The following is a 22,283-nucleotide window of genomic DNA, read 5'->3' as shown; positions in this document are numbered from 1 at the left end:
CCGGTTCGTCGCTCAGGACGGGCAGCGGGATGCCGCCAGCTGCTCGACCTGGTCCAGCTGGTCGCTCAGGGCCTCGCTGACCTGCGTGTCCAGGAAGGCACGGGTCTGCCCGGCGACGCGCACGATCTCCTCGGCGTCCCCCTCGGAGCACCGCGCCATCCGCGCCGTGGCGCCCTGCAGCCGGTAGTGGAACGACTGGACGCCCGCGGCCGAGGCAGCCGCCTGCTCGAACTCCTCCACCGCCGCCGTGTGCTCTCCGGCGGCGAGCCGGGCCAGCCCACGCACCTCGTGCAGCTCGGCGGCCTGACGTCGCCCCGCCGAGCCGGGCAGCTGGTCCGTGAGGGGAAGAACAGCGCCGGTGACCTCGAGGGCGGCATCGACCTGAGCCGGGTCGCCGTCGCGGCGGTAGGTGGCCAGGTGGAGCCGGGCGGCGGAGGAGCTCATCGCCACGACTGCGGCCGGCGAGGCGTCCCCGACCTCGGCGGCGCTCTGTCGCAGGGTGCTCAGGAGCGCGTCCACCTCGCGATCGTCGACGTCCTGGGCGAGGGTGCCGTCGTCCTCGATGAGATCCATCACCTCGACCGCCATCCCGTTGGCCCGCACCACCGCCCGATCCTCCGGGGCCTGCACCAACGTCCCGGCGGCGGCCAGCCGGTCCCGGGCCTGGTCCAGCAGTGCCGACTCGTCCGCCTGCTCCGCGGACGAGGCACGCAGGATGTAGCCGTTCGCGGCCAGCACGGCCAGGGATGCGCGGTATCGCTGCACCCGGGGCGTCGGGTCGTCCGCCAACCGGTCGTCGGCCAGCGCGAAGAGACACTCCGCTCCGGCCAGGTCCTGGTCGGTGCCGCCGTCGAGCTGGCGGACGCCCTGCAGCACGGCGGGCAGCACACGGAGCTCCGGATAGGCGAGCAGGGCGTCGCGCTCCAGGTCGACTGCGGCCGGGGAGGAACCCAGCGCGAGCAGGGCGGGATCTCCGGCAGCGGCGAGCCGGGTCGAGGTCGGGACGATCTCCAGCTCCATGAAGGTGGTCGACCCCTCCTCCGAGGTCGGCGCTGCCGAGCCGACGAGCAGCGCGTCGACGTTGGACGGGTTGCCCGGGTCCTCGAGGTCCAGCCGGCGCGCGACGTCAGGCCCCCCGACCTCGATCCGGCTGATCGTGCCGCACTCGGCCACGTCCACGAAGGTGGTCCCTCCCTGCGCCGCACGCCGCACGCCGTCGGCGACCCAGTCCGCCGCCCCCGGGACGTCGGGGACCTCGGGCACGACGACGGCCTCGACCCCACGGTCGAAGACCGGCTGCCGGTCCGGGACCCACCACCATGCTGCGAGCGCCGCCACGGCCACCACCCCGAGACCGCCCGCCGCCACCACCCACCTGCGGTCGCGCGGCTGGCATGAGGCGGGCTCCAGTCCCTGGTCCCGCTGCAGCCGATAGGGATCGAGGGCGAAGAGCATCCGCCGCTCCTGGATCACGGCACGACCTCGGTCGACCGCCTCGTCGAAGCTCAGCGGGAGGCCCACCCCGCGGGCGGCGCCGGTGCACTCCAGCGGCACCAGGTGACCCTGGTCGATCCAGCCGACCAGCGACTCCTGGGTCGTGGAGGCGTCGATCTCGAGGCTGAACTCGGTGTCCGTGAGGGCCATGAGGGCGTGTCCCTCGAGCACGATCAGGACCGGGCGCAGGGTGAGGTCGAGGGCCAGACCGCAGCACAGCAGCGCCAGGTCGAGGCAGGTGCCGCGTCTGCGGTCCCTCATCTCCGGAGGGCTGCGGACGACCTGGCTGTGCTGGCCGTCCGCCGTGTAGCTCTCGATGTCGTAGTCGATGCCGAGCTCGGCCACGGCGGCGTACAGGGCAGCCAGGACCTCGCGACGGTCACCGGCCGCGATCGTGTCGTGGACGCTCCGCTCCCCCGAGGGGCGGATCGTCGGCACCACCCCGGCGGCGCAGCCCGCGTTCACGAAGCGCGCGAGGGAGGCGCGCTCCGCCTTGCGCCAGACCCAGCGCGGGTATGCCGCCACCCGCCTATCCTTCCGGCTCGACGACGGCGTAGAAGCAGGTCGAGGTCAGTCGGGGGGACGCGCAGGAGACCTCGACGCGGTACTCCCCCGGTGCGGAGGGCAGATCCACGCGGCCACCGCCCTCGACCTCGACCGTCGTCGACGTCCCACCCACGAGCTCGTGCACCCGGGCCACCAGGCCACCTGCCTCCTCTCCCCCGGTGACCGACACGTCGACGTAGGGGGCCTCGCCCGCGAGGAAGGCGCTCGGACCGGCGAGGCCGAGCGCGGGCGCGGAGTCCGCCGCGGCGGCGCTCTCCCGGGCGTCAGAGGTGCCGCTCTGGCTCTGCCGCAGACGTTGCTGGATCTCCGACTCCAGGGTGCGGCGGTCCGCCTGGAGGCTGCCGTGCCGCTGGTTGGTGTAGCGCAACCGCGACCGCTCCTCGTCCAGCTCCAAGGGGATGGCCGACAGGAGCGGGACCGTCCCGTCGCCGCTGTCGTAGACCTGGTCGACGTAGTCCGGCGCGGAGCGCCGGACCTCCACCTCGTGCCCGGTGAGCACCACCGAGTTGTGGGTCGGGTGACCGAAGCCGATGTGCGGCGTCGTCAGCCGTCGACCTGCGCTCTCGGCCTGCTCCAACCCCTGGTCCATCACCCCGTGGAAGTCCTCGTAGGCGGAGCGGGCACGGGGGACGTCCAGCCCGGCATACCCTCCGAGCTCGTGCGGGTAGAGCCACCGGTCCTCGCCGGAGCGCTGGTCGTGGACCACCCGGTAGCGCGGGAGCAGCTGGTAGATCGACGGGAAGCTGCGGGCCGCGTCGGTCAGGTCGACGAAGAGCTTGCGGTAGCCGAAGAGCAGGTAGGACAACGCGTCGACCGAGCCCCGGTAGGGCGTCCCCAGGGTCAGCACCTCGCGCACGTTGCGCCACCCGGCGAGCGCCGTCCCGGTGCGCAGGTCGGTGCCGTAGAGGTAGTAGCGGGCGACGAGGCCACCCATGGAGTGCCCGACGAGGACCACCTTGGCCTGCGGGCTGCGCTGGGCCACGAGCGCGGGCAGGGCGACCTCGACGAGGTCGTGCAAACGGAGCGCGGCGGACCGGACGTCGCGACGCCAGTCGTAGGCGAACTGGTAGTAGTCGGGCACACCGGCCTGCTGCGGGTCACGCCCGTCCAGCCGCTGCCCGGGCCGGAGGGGATCGCCCTCGATGAGCTCCGGGAAGGCGCGGCGCACCGCGCCGTCCAGCTCGGTGTAGCCGTCCAGCTCGACCAGCCCGGGCACGATGGTGTGGGACCGGATCGGCGTGGTGGGCACCACCCCGTCCGGCGCGAGTGCCAGGGTCGGGTCGTCGTCCGGGTCCAGCGCGAGGCCGGCGACCCAACGACGATGGCGCAGCAGCTTGGTCACCAGGCCGGGGCCGGGGTCCCACAGCGACTCCGCATCACGGCGCAGGCAGCTGCCCATGATCCCGGGGAGCGTGATGACCAGGTCACGCATGATCCGCACCGCCTTGTCGGAGACTTCGCGATGGTGAGCCCGACCGACCCCGGCAGATACATCGCCGGCCCGGGCGTGCTACTCCGGCGGTGGTTCGGCGTCCTGCTCGAAGCGCTCGGCCCACTCCAGCAACGGCTCCAGGCCGAAGGCCTGCTCGTCGATGGCCTCGTGCGGGTCGCCGATCGTCGCGAACCGCTCGGGCACCGTCGCGAGGGTGAGGTCCTGCGGGTCGATGTCGTCCAGCTCGTCCCACGCGAAGGGGGTCGAGACCGTGCCCTGCGGCAGCCCCCGCAGCGAGTATGCCGCGGCGAGCGTGTGGTCGCGGGCGTTCTGGTTGAAGTCGACGAAGACGTGGCGTGGGTCGCGGTCCTTGCGCCACCACTCCACGGTCGCCCGCTGCGGGATCCGGGACACGACCTCGCTGGCGAACCCCCAGGCAGCCCGTCGGACGTCGGCGAACTCCCACTCCGGCCGGATCCGCACGTAGACGTGCAGCCCGGACCCGCCCGAGGTCTTGGGGTAGCCGGTGATCCCCAGCTCGTCGAGGACCTCGCGGCACACGCCGGCGACGGCGCGCACGTCCTCGAAGGTCGCCTCCGGCATCGGGTCCAGGTCGATCCTCCACTCGTCGGGTCGGTCGACGTCGGCGGCCCGCACGTTCCACGGGTGGAACTCCACGGTGGACATCTGCACGGCCCAGACCACGTCGGCGACGGTCGCGGGGGCGAGCTCGTCGGCATACTGGTCGAACCGCGGGAAGTGCAGCCGGATCGTCGGCACCCAGTCCGGCGCGCCCTTGGGCAGCCGCTTCTGGTAGACCTTCTCCCCCGCCAGCCCGTCCGGGAAGCGGTGCAGCATCGTCGGCCGGTCACGCAGCCCGCGGAGTATGCCGGGACCGACGGCCAGGTAGTAGCGCGCGACGTCGAGCTTGGTCCAGCCGCGCTCGGGGAAGTAGACGCGGTTCGGGCTCGAGACCCGCACGCTGCGCCCGTCGACGTCGAGGTGCACCGGCTGGCCGACGTCCTCCTTCTTCCGGTCCGACGAGGAGCGTCGGCCGGAGCCTCCCGACCACTTCGCGGAGCCCGGGCGACCCTGCTGCGAGCGCCAGTGCCGGAAGGCCTCCTCCGTCCCGGTCAGCGGCGTGCCTGCAGCCTCCAGGGCGTCCGCCAGCCGGGTGATCGTGGCCGGGCCGACGCCCTCGAGGTCGGCGATCTCGAGCATCGGTGCGCCTGCCAGGTCACCCAGCCCGGTGTAGCCCGCCGCCTCCAGCGACCGCCGCGCCCGGGCGGGTATGCCGTCCGGCCAGGGGTCCGTCGTGTCCGCCATGCACCCATCCTGCCCTGCCCGGCGGGCGCGACGGACTCAGCCGGACAGGTGTCCGGGCAGCCGGTCCAGCACGTCGTTCCACCCCTGCTCGGCGCCGCCGTCCTCCTCGTGCTCGGTCGAGGTGTGGCGCACGGTCACCTCGGTGCCGTCCGACCCCTCGTCGAAGACCACCTGCACGGTGTCCACCACCGGCGCGCCGTCGACCTCTGCCTCGGACCCGTCGCTGATCCAGATCCAGGTCATGGAGAACTTCCGCGGCCGGTCGTAGGTGGTGATGGTGCCGGTCACCCCCATCCCGACCGCGGCGCTGTAGATCCGCACCGCTCCGCCCTCGCGCGGGTCGATCTCGTAGGTCGTGTCCGGCCACTGCGGCCACCACCACTGCGCCAGCTCGTCGGGATCCATCCAGGCGTGGAAGGCTCGCTCTGCGTCGGCGGGCACGTGCCGGGAGATGGTGATGGTGGTAGCGCTCATGGGGTGTTCCCTTCGTCGCGGTGCGATGACTCGGCGCCGAGGTGAGCGGCATACCGATCCAGATGGTGTGACCAGAAGAGCCGGGTGCGCGCCGCCCACTCACCGAGCGGCTCCAGCGCACCCGGCACGAGGGTCACCGTGACCACGCGGCCGTGCTTGCTGCGCTGCACGACCCCGCCCTCCTCCAGCCGGTCGAGGTGCTTGAGGGTCGCCGGCAGGCTGACCTCGAGCAGCGTGGCGAGCTCGGACACGGTCGCCGGGCCGGTCACCAGCCGCTCGACCATGGTCCGCCGTGAGACGTGCGCGATCGCCGTCGCTGCGGCGTCGATGTCAGGCACGGGTGCAGCGTAGCAGACACTGAACTTATCGGTTAACTGTTTCTTCACCCCGTCCCCGCTGCAACCCGAAGCGGTATCCCACCGCGAGCGAGAGCAGGACAAGACCGAGAACTGCCAGGGCCACGCCGCTGGCGGACTGCGCCGTCACGCCATGAGGAAGGGGCTGCTCGAGCGGCAGCGGTTGATAGGCGAACCACCCGAACTCCTGGGGTGCTGTGAGCATCACCACGAGGCCAGTCACCACGATCACCGCTCCCAGCGCACCCAGGAGCAGGGGTCCCCTGCCCGCCCGCGCCCGTTCCCGCCTCATCAGACCGGCGGGATGCTCCGGCGTCGGGTGGAGAAGTGCCGGTCCCGGCGTGCGGCATACCGGAGCCGGTGCACGATCTCCGCGCGGAGGTCCTCCGGTTCGGTGATCGCGTCGATGACCAGGTCGGCGGCCAGCCGCTCGAGGTCGACGTCCTCGAGGTACTCCGCCCGCCGCGCGTCGATGAAGCGCTGCCGCTCGGCCTCGTCCTCGATCCCGGCGATCTTGTTGGCGTAGACCGCGTTCACGGCCGCCTCCGGGCCCATCACCGCGATCCGTGCGGTCGGGAGCGCGATCGTCGCGTCCGGTCCGAAACCGGGCCCGCCCATGGCATACAGCCCGGCGCCGTAGGCCTTCCGGAGCACGATGCACAGCTGCGGCACCGTCGCCTCGCTGACCGCCGAGACCATCTTCGCGCCGTGCCGGATGATGCCGCCGCGCTCGACCTCGGACCCGATCATGAAGCCGGGGACGTCCGCCAGATAGATGAGGGGTATGCCGTAGGCGTCGCACAGCCAGATGAAGCGCGCCGCCTTGTCGGCCGAGTCGGTGAAGAGCACCCCGCCCTTGACCGCCGAGTTGTTGGCGACGATCCCGACGGTCTGGCCGTCGACCCGCCCCAGACCCACGACCAGCTCTGCGGCGAAGAGCGGCTTGACCTCGAAGAAGCTGTCGTCGTCGACGATGCCGTCGATGACGTCGTGCACGTCGAAGGGCACCGACTCCGCCTCGGGGACGGTATGCCGCTCCAGCGGCGCCGCCGGCTCCTCCGCCTGGTAGGCGGGCACGGGGGCACGCCAGGACTCGGGCAGGTAGGAGAAGAAGTGGCGCGCCAGCTCGATCGCCTCGGTGTCGTCCGCGGCCAGCAGGTCACCCACGCCCGAGACGGTGCAGTGCATCCGCGCCCCGCCCATCTCCTCCAGGCTGACCTGCTCCCCCACGACCATCTCGGCCATCCGGGGGCTGCCGAGATACATCGACGCGTTGCCCTCCACCATGATGATGAGGTCGGTGAAGCTCGGGATGTAGGCGCCCCCGGCGGCGCTCGGCCCGAACAGGCAGCAGATCTGCGGCACCTTGCCGGACAGCGCCACCTGGTTGTGGAAGATCCGGCCGGCGCCGCGCCGCCCGGGGAAGAGGTCGACCTGGTCGGTGATCCGCGCACCCGCGGAGTCCACGAACCAGAAGATCGGCAGCTCCTCGCGCAGCGCCGCCTCAGTGGCCCGGATGATCTTCTCGACCGTCCGCGCCCCCCAGGACCCGGCCTTGACCGTCGGATCGTTCGCGACCACGATCGCCGCGCGCCCGTCCACCTCGCCCCGGCCGGTCACCACACCGTCGGCGGGCAGCCCCTCCGCGGTGGCGTTGGCATACCTCGCGTCCTCGACGAAGGTCCCCTCGTCGAAGAGCAGCGCGATCCGCTCACGGACGTAGAGCTTGTTCTGGTCGTCGAGCTTCTGGCGGGCGCGCTCGGTCGGCTCGGCCGACGCCTGGTATGCCGTCTCCAGCCGGCTGCGCAGCTCGGTCACCCGGGCGTCACCGCCGGTCGGCCCCGGTGCGCTGCCCGTGGTGTCCATGTCGACCATCGTGCCAGCCGGCCTCAGCGCGCGGGCAGACCGAGACCGCGCGCGATGACCATGCGCTGCACCTCGGACGTCCCCTCGCCGATCTCGAGGATCTTGGAGTCGCGGTAGAACCGGGCGACGGGGTACTCCTCCATGAAGCCGTTGCCCCCGAAGACCTGGGTGGCGATGCGGGTGGAGGTGACGGCGGCCTCGGTGGAGTAGAGCTTGGCGACGGCCGCGGCCTGCTTCACCTCGGCGACCGAGCGCCGACCGGCCTCCTGCTCGTCCTTGAGCCAGGCCGCCTTGTAGGTGAGCAGACGGGCCGCCTCGACCATGACCGCCAGGTCGGAGATCTGGAAGGACACGCCCTGGTTGACGGCGATCGGCCGGCCGAAGGCGGTGCGCTCCTGGCTGTAGGCCGTGCACTCCTCCAGCATCCGCTGGGCGCAGCCGACGGCGAGCGCCGAGATCGCGATCCGCCCGTCGTCCAGGGTCTTGAGGAACTGCTTGAAGCCCTCGCCCCGCTCGCCGAGCAGGTGGTCCTCGGGCACCCGGCAGTCGGCGAAGGTCAGCCCGTGGGTGTCGGAGATGTGCCAGCCCAGCTTGCGGTAGGCCGGCTCGACCTCGAAGCCGTCGGTGCCGGCGGGCACCATGATCGCGCTGATCTCCGGCTTGCCGTCAGCGGTCTGGCCGGTCCTGGCGGTGACGGTCACCACGGAGGTGATGTCGGTCCCGGAGTTGGTGATGAAGGCCTTGGACCCGTTGATGACCCAGTCGCCGTCGTCCAGGACCGCCTTCGTCTTGCTGGCGGCGGCGTCCGACCCGGCATCCGGCTCCGTCAGCCCGAAGCCGGCCAGCGCCTTGCCCGCGAGCAGGTCGGGCAGGTAGCGCTCCTTCTGCTCCTGGGTCCCGAAGGACAGGATCGGGTTGATGCCCAGGCCCACGCCCGCGGACAGGGTGATCCCGATCGACTGGTCGATCCGCCCCAGCTCCTCGATCGCCAGGCAGGTGTAGGTGAAGCCCCCGTGCTCGGTGCCCGCCCCGCCGAACTCCTCCGGTGCGTTGAGACCGAAGAGCCCGAGCTCACCCATCTTGGGCACCAGGTCGGTCGGGAAGTGGGCGTCGGCGTCCCACTTGTCGACGTGCGGTGCGATCTCCCCCGTCGCGAACTCGCGCACCAGCTGGCGGAACTCCTCGTGGTCCTGCGTCAGTTCGAACATCCTCGTCCGCCTCCTCGCTCAACTTCACCGGTGGTGGCGGGACCGCCAGCCGTCCTCCCATCCTGCTTGACGTTGACGCGAAGGTCAAGCAAGATGTCGGTAGGCACCTTGACGTAAGGACAACCATGACTGACGCCACAACGACGTGGACCATCGCGCAGATGGCCGACGACTACGACGTGACCCATCGGGCCCTGCGCCACTACGAGCACCTCGGGCTGCTCGCGCCGGACCGCGAGGGCCAGCGCCGCATCTACCACCGCCGGGAGCGCACCCGCCTCTCGCTCATCCTGCGCGGACGTCGGCTGGGCTTCTCGCTGGAGGAGATCGCCACCATCCTGGACATGTACGACGACCAGCCGGGAGAGGTCGGCCAGCTGCGCTACCTGCTGTCCCAGATCGGCGACCGCCGCGCCGACCTCGAGCGTCGCCGGCGGGACATCGAGGACAGCCTGCGCGAGCTGGACGAGCTGGAGCAGCGCTGCGCCGAGGACGTGGAGCGGCTGAGTTGAGCACCCCCGCACCTGTGGCGCGGGACGGCATACCTCTGGGTCTAGGGTGACCCCCATGCCGATCAGCAAGGTCCTCATAGCCAACCGCGGCGAGATCGCCGTGCGTATCGCCCGCGCCTGCCAGGACGCGGGCCTGGGCTCGGTCGCCGTCTACGCCGACCCCGACCGCGACGCGCTGCACGTCAAGGTGGCCGACGAGGCGTACGCCCTGGGCGGGGCCACCCCCGGTGAGTCCTACCTGGTCCAGCAGAAGCTGCTCGACGTCGCCCGTCAGGCCGGCGCGGACGCCGTGCACCCCGGCTACGGCTTCCTCGCCGAGAACGCCTCCTTCGCGGCGGCGGTGACCGAGGCAGGACTGACCTGGATCGGCCCCTCCCCCGAGGCGATCGACGCCCTCGGCGACAAGGTCAAGGCACGGCACATCGCGCTCGACGCCGAGGCGCCGCTGGTGCCAGGGACGACCGACCCGGTGGAGGGACCGGACGAGGTCGTCGCGTTCGCCGAGGAGCACGGGCTGCCGGTGGCGATCAAGGCGGCCTACGGCGGCGGCGGGCGTGGCCTCAAGGTGGCCCGCACGATGGAGGAGATCCCGGACCTGTACGACTCCGCGGTGCGCGAGGCGGTCACCGCCTTCGGTCGGGGCGAGTGCTTCGTGGAGCGGTTCCTGGACCGCCCCCGGCACGTGGAGACACAGTGCCTGGCCGACCAGCACGGCAACGTCGTCGTCGTGTCCACCCGGGACTGCTCGCTGCAGCGCCGCAACCAGAAGCTCGTCGAGGAGGCGCCCGCGCCCTTCCTGTCCGAGGAGCAGCACGCCGAGCTGGTGCGGGCGAGCAAGGCGATCCTGAGCAGGGCCGGCTATGTCGGTGCCGGCACCTGCGAGTTCCTCGTCGGCCCGGAGGGCGACATCTCCTTCCTGGAGGTCAACACCCGGCTGCAGGTGGAGCACCCCGTCACCGAGGAGGTGACCGGCGTCGACCTGGTGCGTGAGCAGTTCCGCATCGCCGACGGCGAGGAGCTGGGCTACGACGACCCGGTGCCGCACGCGCACTCCTTCGAGTTCCGCCTGAACGCCGAGGACGCGGGGCGCGACTTCATGCCCGCGCCGGGCACGGCCCTGGTCTTCCGCCCCCCGTCGGGTCCGGGCGTGCGCCTGGACTCCGGCGTGGTCGAGGGCGACACCGTGGCCGGGGCCTTCGACTCCATGCTGGCCAAGCTCGTCGTGACCGGCCGCACCCGCGCCGAGGCGCTGGCGCGCTCGCGGCGGGCGCTCGCGGAGTTCGAGCTGGAGGGTATGCCGACCGTGCTCCCCTTCCACCGGGCCGTGGTGTCGGACCCGGCGTTCGCCCCCGAGGACCCGGACGCAGCCTTCACCGTGCATACCCGGTGGATCGAGACGGACTTCGACAACCAGATCGAGCCCTACTCCGGACCGACGGCCGACGAGCCCGGCGAGCAGGGCGAGCGGCAGCAGGTCGTCGTCGAGGTCGGCGGTCAGCGGCTCGAGGTCTCGCTGCCCGCCGGTCTCGCCCTCGGGGCAGCCGGCGGCGGTGCCACGGGGGGACGGAAGAAGGCGCCCAAGCGCACCCGTGGTGGAGGTGGCGGGGCCGCGACCTCCGGCGACGCGGTGACGGCGCCGATGCAGGGCACCATCGTCAAGATCGCCGTCGAGGAGGGCCAGAGCGTGGCCCAGGGCGACGTGGTGGTCGTGCTGGAGGCGATGAAGATGGAGCAGCCGATCAAGGCGCACAAGTCCGGCACCGTGACCGGCCTGTCCGCCGCCGTCGGCGACACGGTGACCAACGGCGCCGCCATCTGCGAGCTCAAGGACTGACCGAGCGTCGTCAATGGTTGGCTGAACCCCCACCGAGCGTCGTCAATGGTTGGCTGAACCTCCACCGAGCGTCGTCAATGGTTGGCTGAACCCCCACCGAGCGTCGTCAATGGTTGGCTGAACCCCCACCGAGCGTCGTCAATGGTTGGCTGAGACCTCGCCCCGCAACCACACGCGACGCCCGGTCGGCCTGAGAGCAACCACACGCGACGCCCGGTCGACGCAAACCGTGCGCCCGGTCGACGCAGACCGTGCGGCCGGTCGACGCAGACCGTGCGGCCGGTCGACGCAGACCGTGCGGCCGGTCGGTGGGGTCAGTCGGCGATCTCGTGCAGCTGCCGGGCGGCCTCAGAGAGGGAGCCGCTCATCGACGGGTAGACCGTGAAGGTGGCGGAGAACTGGTCGACGTTGAGCCGGTTGGCGACGGCGAGCGCGATCGGGAAGATCAGCTCGCTGGCCCGGGGCGCCACCACCACTCCCCCGACGATGGTCGCGCTGCCGCTGCGGGCGAAGAGCTTGACGAAGCCGTCCTGCAGGTTCTGCATCTTGGCCCGCGGGTTCTTGGTGAGCGGCAGCATGACCGCCCGGGCATCCACCCGGCCCTCGTCCACGTCGGCCTGGCTCACGCCGACGGTGGCGATCTCGGGGTCGGTGAAGATGTTCGAGCTCACCTTGCCGAGGGACAGCGGGGCCACCGCGTCGCCCAGCGCGTGCGCCACCGCGATCCGGCCCTGCATCGCCGCGATCGACGCGAGCGGGAAGACACCCGTGCAGTCGCCGGCCGCATACACCCCCGGCGCGCTGGTCCGCGACACCCGGTCCACCTCGATGTGTCCGGAGCCGCTCAGCCGCACCCCGGCCCCCTCCAGCCCCATGTCCGAGGTGTTGGGGATCGAGCCCACCGCCAGCAGGGCGTGGCTGCCCGCCACCTCCCGGCCGTCCTCGAGGGTCACCACGACGCCGTCCCCCTCGCGGCGCACCGCCCCCGCGCGTGAGCGGTTCAGCACCGTCATCCCCCGGCGGCGGAAGACCTCCTCCACCACGTTGGCGGCGTCGGCGTCCTCGCCCGGCAGCACCCGGTCCCGGGAGGAGATCAGCGTCACCTGGCACCCCAGGCCGAGGTAGGCGTGGGCCAGCTCCGCGCCGGTCACGCCGGATCCGATGACCACGAGGTGCTCGGGCAGCTCGGTGAGGTCCCAGATCTGCTGCCAGGTGAGGATCCGCTCACCGTCCGGGCGGGCCGACTCCAGCACCCGGGGACGCGCCCCGGTCGAGACCAGCACCACGTCCGCGTCCAGCTCGCGCCGCTCCCGCGAGGAGTCGCAGTCCTCGTCGTGCGGCGCCGGCTCCTCCCCCGAGGCGACGTCCTCCACCCCTTCCAGGATCTGCACCCTGCCGCCCTCGAGCAGGGACCCGGCTCCCTGCACGACCTCGACGCCGGCCGACTCGAGCCGCTCGCCGATGTCGCGGCTCTGCGCCCGCGCGAGGTCCAGGATGCGCGTGTTGACGTCGGCGATGTGCGCGGTGACGCCCTGGTCGCCCGGCACCTGGGCACCGTCGAAGTGCACGCCGATCCGCTTGGCCGCGCTGAACCGGTCCATGAAGTCGGCGGTCGCGATGAGCGCCTTGCTCGGCACGCAGTCGGTCAGGACGGCGGCGCCACCGAGACCGGACCGCTCGACGACGGTCACCTCCGCGCCCAGCTGCGCGGCAGCCAGGGCGGCTTCGTAGCCACCCGGGCCACCACCGATCACGACGACGGACTTGTTGCCAGCACTCACGCTCCCATCCAACCATCGCTACCCTGACCCCGTGACTACTGGTGCAACCCCCGACCTCGCGGACCCGACGACCGACCCGGTGGAGGTGGCGCAGGCGGCGGCCGAGGTCATCGCGCAGCGCACCGGGGCCGACCGGCACGACATCGCGCTCGTGCTGGGCAGCGGCTGGAAGCCCGCCGCCGACGCGCTGGGGCAGCCGGACACCGAGATCGACCACGCCGACGTGCCCGGGTTCGCGGCGGCCGCCGTCGCCGGCCACTCGGGCACGATGCGCTCCATCCCCCTCCCGAACGGGCGACGGGTCCTCGTCTACGGCACCCGCACCCACTTCTACGAGGGCAAGGGCGTGCGCTCCGTCGTGCACGCGGTCCGCACCGCGGCAGCCGCGGGATGCTCGACGATCGTGCTCACCAACGGTTGCGGTGGGCTGCGGCCCGAGTGGGCACCGGGCACACCGGTGCTCATCAAGGACCACATCAACCTCACCGCGACCTCGCCCGTCGAGGGCGCCACCTTCGTCGACCTCACCGACCTCTACTCGCCCCGGCTGCGAGAGCTCGCCCGCGAGGTCGACGCCGGCCTGGACGAGGGCGTCTACGTGCAGTTCCCCGGGCCGCACTACGAGACCCCGGCCGAGGTCCAGATGGCCAAGGTGCTCGGTGGCGACCTGGTGGGTATGTCGACCGCCCTGGAGGCGATCGCGGCCCGGCAGGCGGGGCTCGAGCTGCTGGGGGTCTCGCTGGTCACCAACCCGGCGGCCGGCATCAGCGAGACGCCGCTGGACCACCAGGAGGTCATCGACGCCGGCGCCGCTGCGGCGGAGCGCTGCGGCGAGCTGCTGGCCCGCATCGTCGAGCGCATCTGAGCCGACCGCCGCACCGGACCGAGGACAGGAGCACCGTGACCGACCGCACCGACCTGCTGAGCACCGCCCGCACCTGGCTGGCCGACGACCCCGACCCCGCGACCCGCGCCGAGCTGGAGCGGGTCCTCACCGCTGCCGAGGCCGGGGACCAGGGTGCCCTCGACGACCTGCAGGACCGGTTCAGCGCCTTCCTCGAGTTCGGCACCGCCGGCCTGCGTGGCCGGCTCGGCGCCGGACCGAACCGGATGAACCGGTCCGTCGTCATCCGCACCGCGGCCGGGCTGACGGCATACCTCGAGGCGCGGCTGGAGACGGCGGGGGACGCGACGCCCGGACCGGCCGTGGTCATCGGCTTCGACGCCCGCCACAACTCCGACGTCTTCGCCCGCGACACCGCCGCCGTCGTCACCGCGGCCGGCGGCCGCGCGATGGTGCTGCCCTCCCCGCTCCCGACACCGGTCCTCGCCTTCGCGATCGGCCACCTCGGCGCCGACGCCGGGGTGATGGTGACGGCGAGCCACAACCCCCCGGAGGACAACGGCTACAAGGTCTACCTCGGCGACGGCTCCCAGATCGTGCCTCCGGCCGACCGGGACATCGCCGCGCAGATCGCCGCGGTGACGTCGACCTCGCAGGTGCCGCTCGCCGAGGAGGGCTGGCAGACGCTGGGCGAGGAGCTGCTGGAGGCCTACCTCGACGCCGCCGTCGGCGTGCTCGACCCCAGCAGCCCCCGTGACCTGTCGGTGGTGCACACGGCGCTGCACGGCGTCGGGTCGGAGGTGGTGCGGCTGGCGTTCGAGCGGGCCGGCTTCCCCGCACCCGCGCCGGTCGCCGCGCAGGAGCAGCCGGACCCGGACTTCCCCACCGTCTCCTTCCCGAACCCCGAGGAGACCGGGGCGATCGACGCCGCCCTGGAGCTGGCGGAGCGGGTGGGGCCGGACCTGGTCATCGCCAACGACCCCGATGCCGACCGGTGCGCCCTGGCGGTGCGCGACGGCGACCGCTGGCGGATGCTGCGCGGCGACGAGGTGGGGGCGCTGCTCGGCCAGCACGTCATCGACCGGGGCCGGGCGACGCCGGCCCGGTCCGTGCTCGCCCGGTCGATCGTCTCGTCCCGGTTGCTGGGGGCGATGGCGGACTCGGCCGGGCTGCCCGGCGAGGAGACGCTCACCGGGTTCAAGTGGATCGGCCGGGTGGCCGGGCTGGCCTACGGCTACGAGGAGGCGCTCGGCTACTGCGTCGACCCCGCGACGGTCCCGGACAAGGACGGCGTGACTGCGGCGCTCATGGCCGCCGAGCTGGCCGCCACCCTCAAGGGGCAGGGTCGCCGGCTGACCGACGTCCTGGACGACCTCGCCGTGCGGCACGGGGTGCACCAGACCGACGCCTTCTCGGTGCGGGTGAGCGACCTGGCCCAGATCCCCCCGGTCATGCAGCGACTGCGCGACGACACCCCCGACGAGCTCGGCGGGGTGCGGCTGCGGCAGAGCGAGGACCTGGCCGAGGGGGCGGGCGGCCTGCCGCCCACCGACGGCGTGCGCTTCCTGCTCGAGGACGACACCCGGGTCATCGTCCGGCCCAGCGGGACCGAGCCGAAGCTCAAGGTCTACCTCGAGGCGATCGTCCCGGTCGAGGACCGGGAGGGTCTCCCGGGCGCTCGCGAGGAGGCGGCGCGACGGCTGGCGCAGGTCCGCACGAGCATGGAGCAGCTCACCGCCCTGTGAGGGCCGCGTCGGCCCGCACGAGCGCCGGTCGGCCGGCGCTAGGATCACCGGCATGGCAGGGACGGCGGACGGGCTGAGCGGCGAGGTCATCGCGGTCTACCGCACCCTGCCGGCGCGCATCCTCGGCTGGCTCATGGTCGCCGGTGCCGGGGTCCTCGCCGCGCTGACCGTCTGGGACGTCGGCTCGGGGCAGCGGGAGGGGATCCTGGGCGCGGTCGCGCTGGTGCTAGGTCTCGCCGCGGTGGCCTGGGCGCTCTTCCTCCGGCCGCACGTCGTGCTGCGGGAGGACGGTGTGCTGCTGGCCAACATCGTCGCCGACACGGTGGTCCCCTTCGCCGCCGTCGACGAGATCACCCATCAGTGGGCACTGGAGCTGCACGACACGGACGGCCAACGGCACAGCGCCTGGGCGGTCCCGGCGAAGCGGGAGCGGACACCGCATCGGAGCGTCGACGACTTCGCCGAGACCACGACCCGCCGCGGGGACGGCGGCCACACCGCCCAGTCGGTGGCCGACCAGGCTCAGCGCGCGCTGCAGCGCTGGCGGCTCGACGGAGGTCAGCTCGCGGCCGACGGCCGCGGGGCCGCCGTCCGGACCGACCTCGCCTGGCCCGCGATCGCGGTGCTCGCCCTCGCGGTCGCGGTGGCCGTGCTCGCCATCCTCCTCTGACGCCCCCGGATCCGCCGCCGGCGGCGCCGGACCTAGACTCGTCCGCCATGGACCCGGCCCCCCGAACCGCTCGTGTGCTCGTGCTGGCCGGGCCGAGCGGGGCGGGCAAGTCGCGCCTGGCCGCGCGGCTGCACACCGACCACGGGTGGCCGGTCGTGCAGCTGGACGACTTCTACCGCGAGGGCGACGACCCGGACCTGCCGATGAGCCCGCTCGGCCTCCCGGACTGGGACCACGTCGACTCCTGGGACGGCGCCGCCGCGATCGACGCGCTGGAACGCCTCTGCCGCGACGGTGCGGCGCAGATGCCCGTCTACGACATCAGCCGCTCCGCGATCCGCGGCAGCCACGAGGTACGGCTCGAGGGGCATACCGTCGTCGTCGCCGAGGGGATCTTCGCCGCGCACGTCGTCGACGGCCTGCGGCGCCGAGGACTGCTCGCCGGGGCGTGGTGCATCCGGCACCACCCGTGGCTGACCTTCACCCGACGCCTGGCCCGGGACCTGGCCGAACGGCGCAAGCCCCCCATGACCCTGTGGCGCCGCGGCCACGTCCTGCGCCGGGCCGAGCCGGGTATCGTGTCCGCACAGCGGTCGCTCGGCGCCGAGCCGATGACCGCCCGTGAGGCAGAGACGCGCGCCAGGGGACTGCCGCAGGACCCGTCGCCGCGGCCACGACAGACCGATCGAGGAGCAGGGGGATGACCCAGCCACCCTTGGGGCCACCACCCGGAGACCCGGGACGTCCCGACCGGCCACCGCTGCCGCCGCCCGTCCCGCCCGGTCCCGCCGACGGGGGCGCCCCGTCGCAGCCCCCCGGCTGGAGCCAGCCGTCGTGGCAGCAGCAGCCGACGCCGCACCAGCCCCAGTGGCACCAGCTCCCCCCGGAGCAGCTGGCCCGCATGCACCAGCCCGGCGTGGTGCCGCTGCGTCCGCTGACCCTGGGCGACATCTTCGGCGGGGCCCTCCAGACCATGCGGCGCAACCCCGAGGCCACGATCGGCATGGGCTTCATCGTGCTCGCCGTGCTCCTCGCGCCCTCGCTGCTGCTCTCCCTGCTGATGTCCAACGCCCTCACCTCGCTCAGCGACGTCGACCTGCAGGCCGTGAACCTGCTGCTCTCCACGATCTTCTCCTCGTTGGCCTCCATCGCCCTGACCGGGATGATCGTGCACGTCGTGGGCGAGGCGGTCCTGGGCGACCGGGCCGGCCTCGGTGACACCTGGCGGGCCGTCCGGGGCCGTCTGCTCGCGCTCGTCGGCACCGTGCTGCTCATGGGGGTGCTCGCCGTCATCGCGATCATCGCCCTGGTCGTGGTGATCGCCGGGCTGGTGGCCGTGGGCGACGGCGCCCTGGTCATCCTGCTCGTGGTCCTGCTCAGCATCGCTGCCGTCGTCGGGTTCGTCTGGGCCGCCTGCCGGCTGAGCCTCGCACCGGCCCCGGTGGTCCTCGAGCGGATCGGTCCCTGGAAGGGCATCGCGCGCGCCTGGAGCCTGTCCCGCGGCGGCCAGGGGTGGCGGATCGTGGGCATCACCATCCTCGCCGGGATCGTCACGAGCGTCCTGGCCGCGGTCGTGCAGCTGCCCGTGGCGGCGGCCGTCATGGCCGCGCTGGGGCCCACCGGGATGATGGACCCGATGAGCCCGACCCTGCTCGTCACCGACCACGCGCTGCAGCTGGTGGTCGGGGCGCTGACCATCCCCTTCACCGCCGGCGTCACCGCCCTGCTCTACCTCGACCAGCGGATCCGCCGGGAGGGGCTGGACGTCTCGCTCGTGCGGGCGGCCCAGGAGCGCGCCGCGAGCCGGTCTCGCTGAGCACCGCCCCGGAAGCAGCTGGTATGCCCACACGCCCCCCGCCCGCCGGTCGGGACCAGGTGCTCGGTGCCCTGGACCCGGACCGCGACGAGGCACGCCGGTGGCTCGACGACGAGCTCGGGTCCGGCGGCTACCAGCTCCAGGAGCCGTGGCTCACCCGGCTGTGGAGGTGGATCACCGACCGCCTGCCTGACCCACCGGACCTGGGCTCCCTGCCGCCGTGGTCCACCTGGCTGGTGCTGGGTCTGGTGCTCGCGGCGGTGGCCGCGGTGCTGCTCTTCGCCAGCCGGGACCGGTGGCGTGCCGCCCGGCTGCTGCCGCCACGGCCCGACGGCGCGGTGCTCGGCGGTGCCCGCCGCTCGGCGCAGGAGTACCGCGACAGCGCCCGGTCGGCGCTGGAGGCCGGTCGCCTCGACGAGGCGGTGCTGGAGGGGTACCGCGCGATCGCCGCCGATGCGCTCGAGCGGACGGTGCTCGACGAACGGCCGGGGCGAACCGCGCACGAGGTGGCCGGCGAGCTGGCACCCGTCTTCCCCCGGCACGGTGCGGAGCTGCGCCTCGCGGGCGACACCTTCGACGCCGTGCGCTACGGCGACCACCCGGCCAGCACCGCCCAGGCCGAGGCCGTGCTCGAGCTCGGCGACCGGCTGCGGCAGTCCCGACCCGAGCTCGCCACTGCCCCCCAGTCCTGGGTGCCGTCGTGACCGCGCTGCGCCGGTTCGCCCCGTGGGTGGCCCTCGCCGTCGTCGCGGTGGTCGCGGCGGCCCTGCTGAGCACGCCGCGCTCCGGTGAGCGGCTGAGCCCGGTGAACCCGGGACCGCAGGGGGCACAGGCGCTGCACGAGGTGCTCCGGTCGCAGGGGGTCGACGTGCAGGTCGTGCCCGGCACCAGCCGGCTGGACCCGGCCGACGTCGGCCCGGGGACGTCCCTCCTGCTGCCGCACACCGCCTACCTCGAGCCGGAGAGCGGTCCACAGCTGCTCGCCGACCTGGCCGACGCGGGACTCGACCGACTCGTCGTGCTGACCGACGACCCGCGGCAGGACGTCGGCCCGGTGCTGGGCCTGGACCTCGACTCCAGCGGCGGCTCCGGCATCCCGGTCGTCGCCGACTGCGCCCACCCGCTCGCGCGCGAGGGCGACCGCCTGGCCGGGTGGGACGTCCTGCTCTCCGTGGGCGGCGACGACCGCGCCGACGCGACCGCGTGCTTCCCGCCCGGGGCGGGTCACAACGCCGGCGGTGCACGCGAGGGCGCCCTGGTGGTCCTCACGGCGCAGGAGGACCGGCCGGAGACCGTCGTCGCCGGGATCGGGTCGACCTGGACGAACGCTCGGATCACCGAGGAGGCCAACGCGGCGCTGGCGCTGCGCGCTCTCGGCGGCAGCGACCAGCTCCTGTGGGTGCTGCCGCAGCCGGGCGACGCGGGGCTGGACGCCGCGGCGTCGCTGTGGGACGTGCTCCCACGCAACCTCACCGCGGCGGTCGCGGTCATGGCCGGCGCGGTCCTCGCGACGGCGCTCTGGCGTGGCCGCCGGCTGGGCGCCGTCGTCGCCGAGCCCCTCCCCGCGGTCGTCCGGGCCACCGAGACGACGCTGAGCCGCGGCCGGCTTTACCACCAGGCCCACGACCGCGCCCACGCCGCCCGCGCCGTCCAGGCCGGAGCGCGACGGCGCCTCGCCCCGCTGCTCGGACTGCCCGTCGGTGCCGAGCCCGACCAGCTGGTGCGTGCGGTCAGCGGCGCGACCGGCCAGGACGCCGGGCATACCCGGCGGCTGCTGGTGGACGCCGGTCAGCTCGGGGACGACGACGCCCTCGTGCGCCTGGTCCGCGACGTCCACGACCTCGAGGCGCGCGTGCGCCGGCCCGCCGGCGACCGCGGCGGCGCCCCGAGCCCCGCCTATCCTGACGGCCGGGGTGCGGCCGGCCCCGCGCACGAGCCCACCCGCACCCACCCCACCGAGAGGACACCATGACGGACCAGCCCGACCCGAGCACCCCGCCATCGCAGCCCGGGCGACCCGGAGCGACCGTCCCCGCCGAGCGCGCCGAGGCTGCCCGGGTGGCGCTGCACGCCGTCCGGGAGGAGGTCGGGAAGGCCGTGGTCGGCCAGGACCAGGCGGTCTCCGGCCTCATCGTCGCGCTGCTGGCGCGGGGGCACATCCTGCTCGAAGGCGTGCCCGGAGTGGCCAAGACGCTGCTCGTGCGTGCGTTGGCCGCGGCCCTGTCGATCGAGACCAAGCGGGTGCAGTTCACCCCCGACCTGATGCCGGGCGACGTCACCGGGTCGATGGTCTACGACAGCGGACGCGGCGAGTTCGAGTTCCGCCCCGGCCCGGTCTTCACCAACCTGCTGCTCGCGGACGAGATCAACCGCACCCCGCCCAAGACCCAGTCCGCCCTGCTCGAGGCGATGGAGGAGCGGCAGGTCACGGTCGACGGTGTCTCCCGCCCGCTGCCGGGCCCGTTCCTCGTCGCGGCGACGCAGAACCCGGTCGAGTACGAAGGCACTTACCCGTTGCCGGAGGCGCAGCTGGACCGCTTCCTCATGAAGGTGACCCTGCCGCTGCCGCCACGGGACGACGAGCTGCAGGTGCTGGAGCGGCACGCGACCGGCTTCGACCCGCGGGACCTGGCGGCGGCGGGGGTGCGGGCGGCCGCCACCCCGGAGGACCTCGCGGCCGCCACCGCGGCGGTGCGCGAGGTGCAGATCTCCCCCGAGGTGATCGGGTATGTCGTCGACCTCGCCCGGGCGACCCGGGAGGCGCCCTCGCTGCAGCTCGGCGTGAGCCCGCGCGGGGCGACCGCGCTGATGGGGACGTCCCGCGCCTGGGCCTGGCTCTCGGGCCGCGACTTCGTCACCCCGGACGACGTCAAGGCCCTGGCCCGCGCGACGCTGACCCACCGGGTGTCGCTCCGCCCCGAGGCCGAGCTGGAGGGCGTGACCAGCGACTCGGTCCTGGAGTCGGTGCTCGCCAGCGTCCCGGTCCCCCGCTGAGAGGGCCGGATCCATGGTCGTCCGCGGTCCCGTCGTGGCGCTGGCCCTCCTCGGGCTGGTGCCGGTCGTCCTGTGGCCCGGCTCGGCCGGACCGGTCGCGGCCGCCTGGCTGGTCGCGGTCGCCCTGCTGGTGCTCGCCGACGCGGCGCTGGCGCCGGCGCCCCGCTCGCTGCGCCTGGAGCGCTCACCCGTCCCCCAGGTGCGGCTGCTGGAGGAGACGAGCACGACCCTGTCGGTGACCAACCCGGGCACCCGTCGGGTCCGCGGTCTGATCCGCGACGCGTGGGTGCCGTCGGCGGGCGTCCAGGAGCCCACCCGGCACCCCCTGGACCTCCCCGCGGGAGAGCGGCGGGCCGTGCATACCGGCCTGCGCCCCACCCGTCGGGGCGATCGACCAGCCGTGGGGGTGACGGTGCGCACGCACGGCCCGCTCGGGCTCGGAGGCCGGCAACGGACGGTCCGCGTGCCGGGTGCGGTGCGCTCGCTGCCCCCCTTCCGCTCGCGACGCCACCTGCCGGCCAAGCTGGCGCAGCTGCGGCAGCTGGACGGCCGGTCGGCGGTGCGCACACGCGGGCAGGGCACCGAGTTCGACTCGCTGCGCGACTACGTCGAGGGCGACGACGTGCGCTCGATCGACTGGCGCGCCACGGCGCGGCGCCAGCACGTCGTGGTCCGCACCTGGCAGCCGGAGCGCGACCGGCGGGTGATCCTGGTGCTGGACACCGCCCGCACCAGCGCCGCCCGGGTCGGCGACGAGCCACGGCTGGACGCCGCCATGGACGCCGCCCTGCTGCTGGCTGCGCTCGCCTCGCGGGCGGGAGACCGGGTGGACCTGCTCGCCGGTGACCGCAGCGTGCGGGCACGCGTGGGCTCCGGCACCACGGCGGGCCGCTCCGGCCTGCTGCACCAGCTCGTCACGGCGATGGCCCCGCTGGAGCCGGTGCTGCTGGAGGCCGACTGGTCCATGCTCGCCGGCGCCGTCACCACCCTCACCCGGCGTCGAGCCCTCGTGGTGCTGCTCACCCCGTTGGAGCCGGCCGCCCTGGAGGAGGGTCTGCTGCCGGTGCTGCCCAGCCTGACGGCGCACCACCGGGTCGTCGTGGCCTCCGTGGCCGACCCGGCGCTGGAGGCGATCCGCACCCGCACCGACCAGGTGGAGCAGGCCTACGCCTCAGCCGCCGCGGAGCGGACCGGGTCGCTGCGCCACCGCACCGCCGTGGCGCTGAACCAGCTCGGCGTCACCGTGCTCGACGAGCCACCCGAGGAGCTGCCGGTCGCGCTGGCGGACCACTACCTCGCCCTCAAGGCGCAGGGCCTCCTCTGAGGGCCCCCTCCCCCGACCGGCCGCACGATATGCGTCGACC

The 22,283-nt window shown here is 73.5% G+C and carries 19 protein-coding genes; 11 read left to right on the top strand and 8 right to left on the bottom strand.

The window, feature by feature from the left end; translation table 11 throughout:
* Window positions 1-12 precede the first annotated feature (12 nt).
* The 7 genes from FXF60_RS11955 to FXF60_RS11925 form a co-directional block, all read right to left on the bottom strand.
* Entirely contained in the window at window positions 13-2,019 is a 2,007-nt protein-coding gene (locus FXF60_RS11955; RefSeq protein WP_151526204.1) for a hypothetical protein, read from the bottom strand.
* Between the two features lie 4 nt (window positions 2,020-2,023).
* Window positions 2,024-3,493: a lipase family alpha/beta hydrolase gene (locus FXF60_RS11950; protein WP_151526203.1), complete on the bottom strand. Its 1,470-nt coding sequence runs from the start codon at window positions 3,491-3,493 to the stop codon at window positions 2,024-2,026.
* A gap of 78 nt (window positions 3,494-3,571) precedes the next feature.
* Window positions 3,572-4,819, bottom strand: coding sequence for a non-homologous end-joining DNA ligase (gene ligD / locus FXF60_RS11945; protein ID WP_367889965.1), 1,248 nt, complete (start codon window positions 4,817-4,819; stop codon window positions 3,572-3,574).
* 36 nt (window positions 4,820-4,855) lie between these two features.
* On the bottom strand, window positions 4,856-5,293 hold the full coding sequence (locus FXF60_RS11940) for an SRPBCC family protein (protein WP_151526202.1): 438 nt from the start codon (window positions 5,291-5,293) through the stop codon (window positions 4,856-4,858).
* Window positions 5,290-5,631, bottom strand: coding sequence for an ArsR/SmtB family transcription factor (locus FXF60_RS11935; RefSeq protein ID WP_151526201.1), 342 nt, complete (start codon window positions 5,629-5,631; stop codon window positions 5,290-5,292). Before FXF60_RS11935 ends, FXF60_RS11940 begins: the two co-directional genes overlap by 4 nt.
* A gap of 309 nt (window positions 5,632-5,940) precedes the next feature.
* Window positions 5,941-7,515 (bottom strand): acyl-CoA carboxylase subunit beta, encoded by a 1,575-nt coding sequence (locus FXF60_RS11930; protein WP_238335833.1) that lies wholly within the window; start codon window positions 7,513-7,515, stop codon window positions 5,941-5,943.
* Window positions 7,516-7,538: 23 nt separating this feature from the next.
* Window positions 7,539-8,723, bottom strand: coding sequence for an acyl-CoA dehydrogenase family protein (locus FXF60_RS11925; RefSeq protein WP_151526199.1), 1,185 nt, complete (start codon window positions 8,721-8,723; stop codon window positions 7,539-7,541).
* 125 nt (window positions 8,724-8,848) lie between these two features.
* Between FXF60_RS11925 and FXF60_RS11920 the strand changes: the two genes are divergently transcribed.
* Together FXF60_RS11920 and FXF60_RS11915 are read left to right on the top strand one after the other, a co-directional pair.
* Window positions 8,849-9,235, top strand: coding sequence for a MerR family transcriptional regulator (locus FXF60_RS11920; RefSeq protein ID WP_151526198.1), 387 nt, complete (start codon window positions 8,849-8,851; stop codon window positions 9,233-9,235).
* A gap of 55 nt (window positions 9,236-9,290) precedes the next feature.
* Window positions 9,291-11,069: an acetyl/propionyl/methylcrotonyl-CoA carboxylase subunit alpha gene (locus FXF60_RS11915; protein ID WP_151526197.1), complete on the top strand. Its 1,779-nt coding sequence runs from the start codon at window positions 9,291-9,293 to the stop codon at window positions 11,067-11,069.
* A 314-nt stretch (window positions 11,070-11,383) separates the two neighbouring features.
* Here the strand turns inward: FXF60_RS11915 and FXF60_RS11910 are convergent, their stop codons facing one another.
* On the bottom strand, window positions 11,384-12,850 hold the full coding sequence (locus FXF60_RS11910) for an NAD(P)H-quinone dehydrogenase (RefSeq protein ID WP_151526196.1): 1,467 nt from the start codon (window positions 12,848-12,850) through the stop codon (window positions 11,384-11,386).
* A gap of 31 nt (window positions 12,851-12,881) precedes the next feature.
* Here FXF60_RS11910 and FXF60_RS11905 point away from each other — a divergent pair, with 31 nt between their 5' ends.
* Genes FXF60_RS11905 through FXF60_RS11865 form a run of 9 tightly spaced genes read left to right on the top strand, consistent with a single transcriptional unit; the run spans window position 12,882 to window position 22,243 of the window.
* Complete coding sequence (locus FXF60_RS11905; protein WP_151526195.1) at window positions 12,882-13,715, top strand: purine-nucleoside phosphorylase; 834 nt, start codon at window positions 12,882-12,884, stop codon at window positions 13,713-13,715.
* 35 nt (window positions 13,716-13,750) lie between these two features.
* On the top strand, window positions 13,751-15,439 hold the full coding sequence (locus FXF60_RS11900) for a phospho-sugar mutase (RefSeq protein WP_151526194.1): 1,689 nt from the start codon (window positions 13,751-13,753) through the stop codon (window positions 15,437-15,439).
* 52 nt (window positions 15,440-15,491) lie between these two features.
* Window positions 15,492-16,109 (top strand): hypothetical protein, encoded by a 618-nt coding sequence (locus FXF60_RS11895; RefSeq protein ID WP_151526193.1) that lies wholly within the window; start codon window positions 15,492-15,494, stop codon window positions 16,107-16,109.
* 47 nt (window positions 16,110-16,156) lie between these two features.
* Entirely contained in the window at window positions 16,157-16,813 is a 657-nt protein-coding gene (locus tag FXF60_RS11890; protein WP_151526192.1) for a uridine kinase family protein, read from the top strand.
* A complete protein-coding gene (locus tag FXF60_RS11885) occupies window positions 16,810-17,925 on the top strand; it encodes a DUF7847 domain-containing protein (protein WP_151526191.1) in 1,116 nt (371 codons plus the stop codon). The genes FXF60_RS11890 and FXF60_RS11885 overlap by 4 nt, the downstream gene beginning before the upstream one ends.
* Window positions 17,926-17,948: 23 nt before the next feature.
* On the top strand, window positions 17,949-18,629 hold the full coding sequence (locus FXF60_RS11880) for a DUF4129 domain-containing protein (protein ID WP_151526190.1): 681 nt from the start codon (window positions 17,949-17,951) through the stop codon (window positions 18,627-18,629).
* A complete protein-coding gene (locus tag FXF60_RS11875) occupies window positions 18,626-19,897 on the top strand; it encodes a DUF4350 domain-containing protein (RefSeq protein ID WP_151526189.1) in 1,272 nt (423 codons plus the stop codon). The genes FXF60_RS11880 and FXF60_RS11875 overlap by 4 nt, the downstream gene beginning before the upstream one ends.
* Window positions 19,894-20,919 carry an AAA family ATPase gene (locus FXF60_RS11870; RefSeq protein ID WP_151526188.1) on the top strand — a complete coding sequence of 342 codons (1,026 nt, stop codon included), beginning with the start codon at window positions 19,894-19,896 and terminating at the stop codon, window positions 20,917-20,919. Before FXF60_RS11875 ends, FXF60_RS11870 begins: the two co-directional genes overlap by 4 nt.
* A gap of 13 nt (window positions 20,920-20,932) precedes the next feature.
* Window positions 20,933-22,243, top strand: a complete 1,311-nt coding sequence (locus FXF60_RS11865) for a DUF58 domain-containing protein (protein WP_151526187.1) — start codon at window positions 20,933-20,935, stop codon at window positions 22,241-22,243.
* Window positions 22,244-22,283: the final 40 nt, after the last annotated feature.

Source organism: Serinicoccus kebangsaanensis (genome assembly GCF_008919445.1).
Lineage (GTDB): Bacteria > Actinomycetota > Actinomycetes > Actinomycetales > Dermatophilaceae > Ornithinicoccus > Ornithinicoccus kebangsaanensis.
Note: the sequence above shows the minus strand (reverse complement) of the source record. Positions and strands in the feature narration are given on the sequence as shown.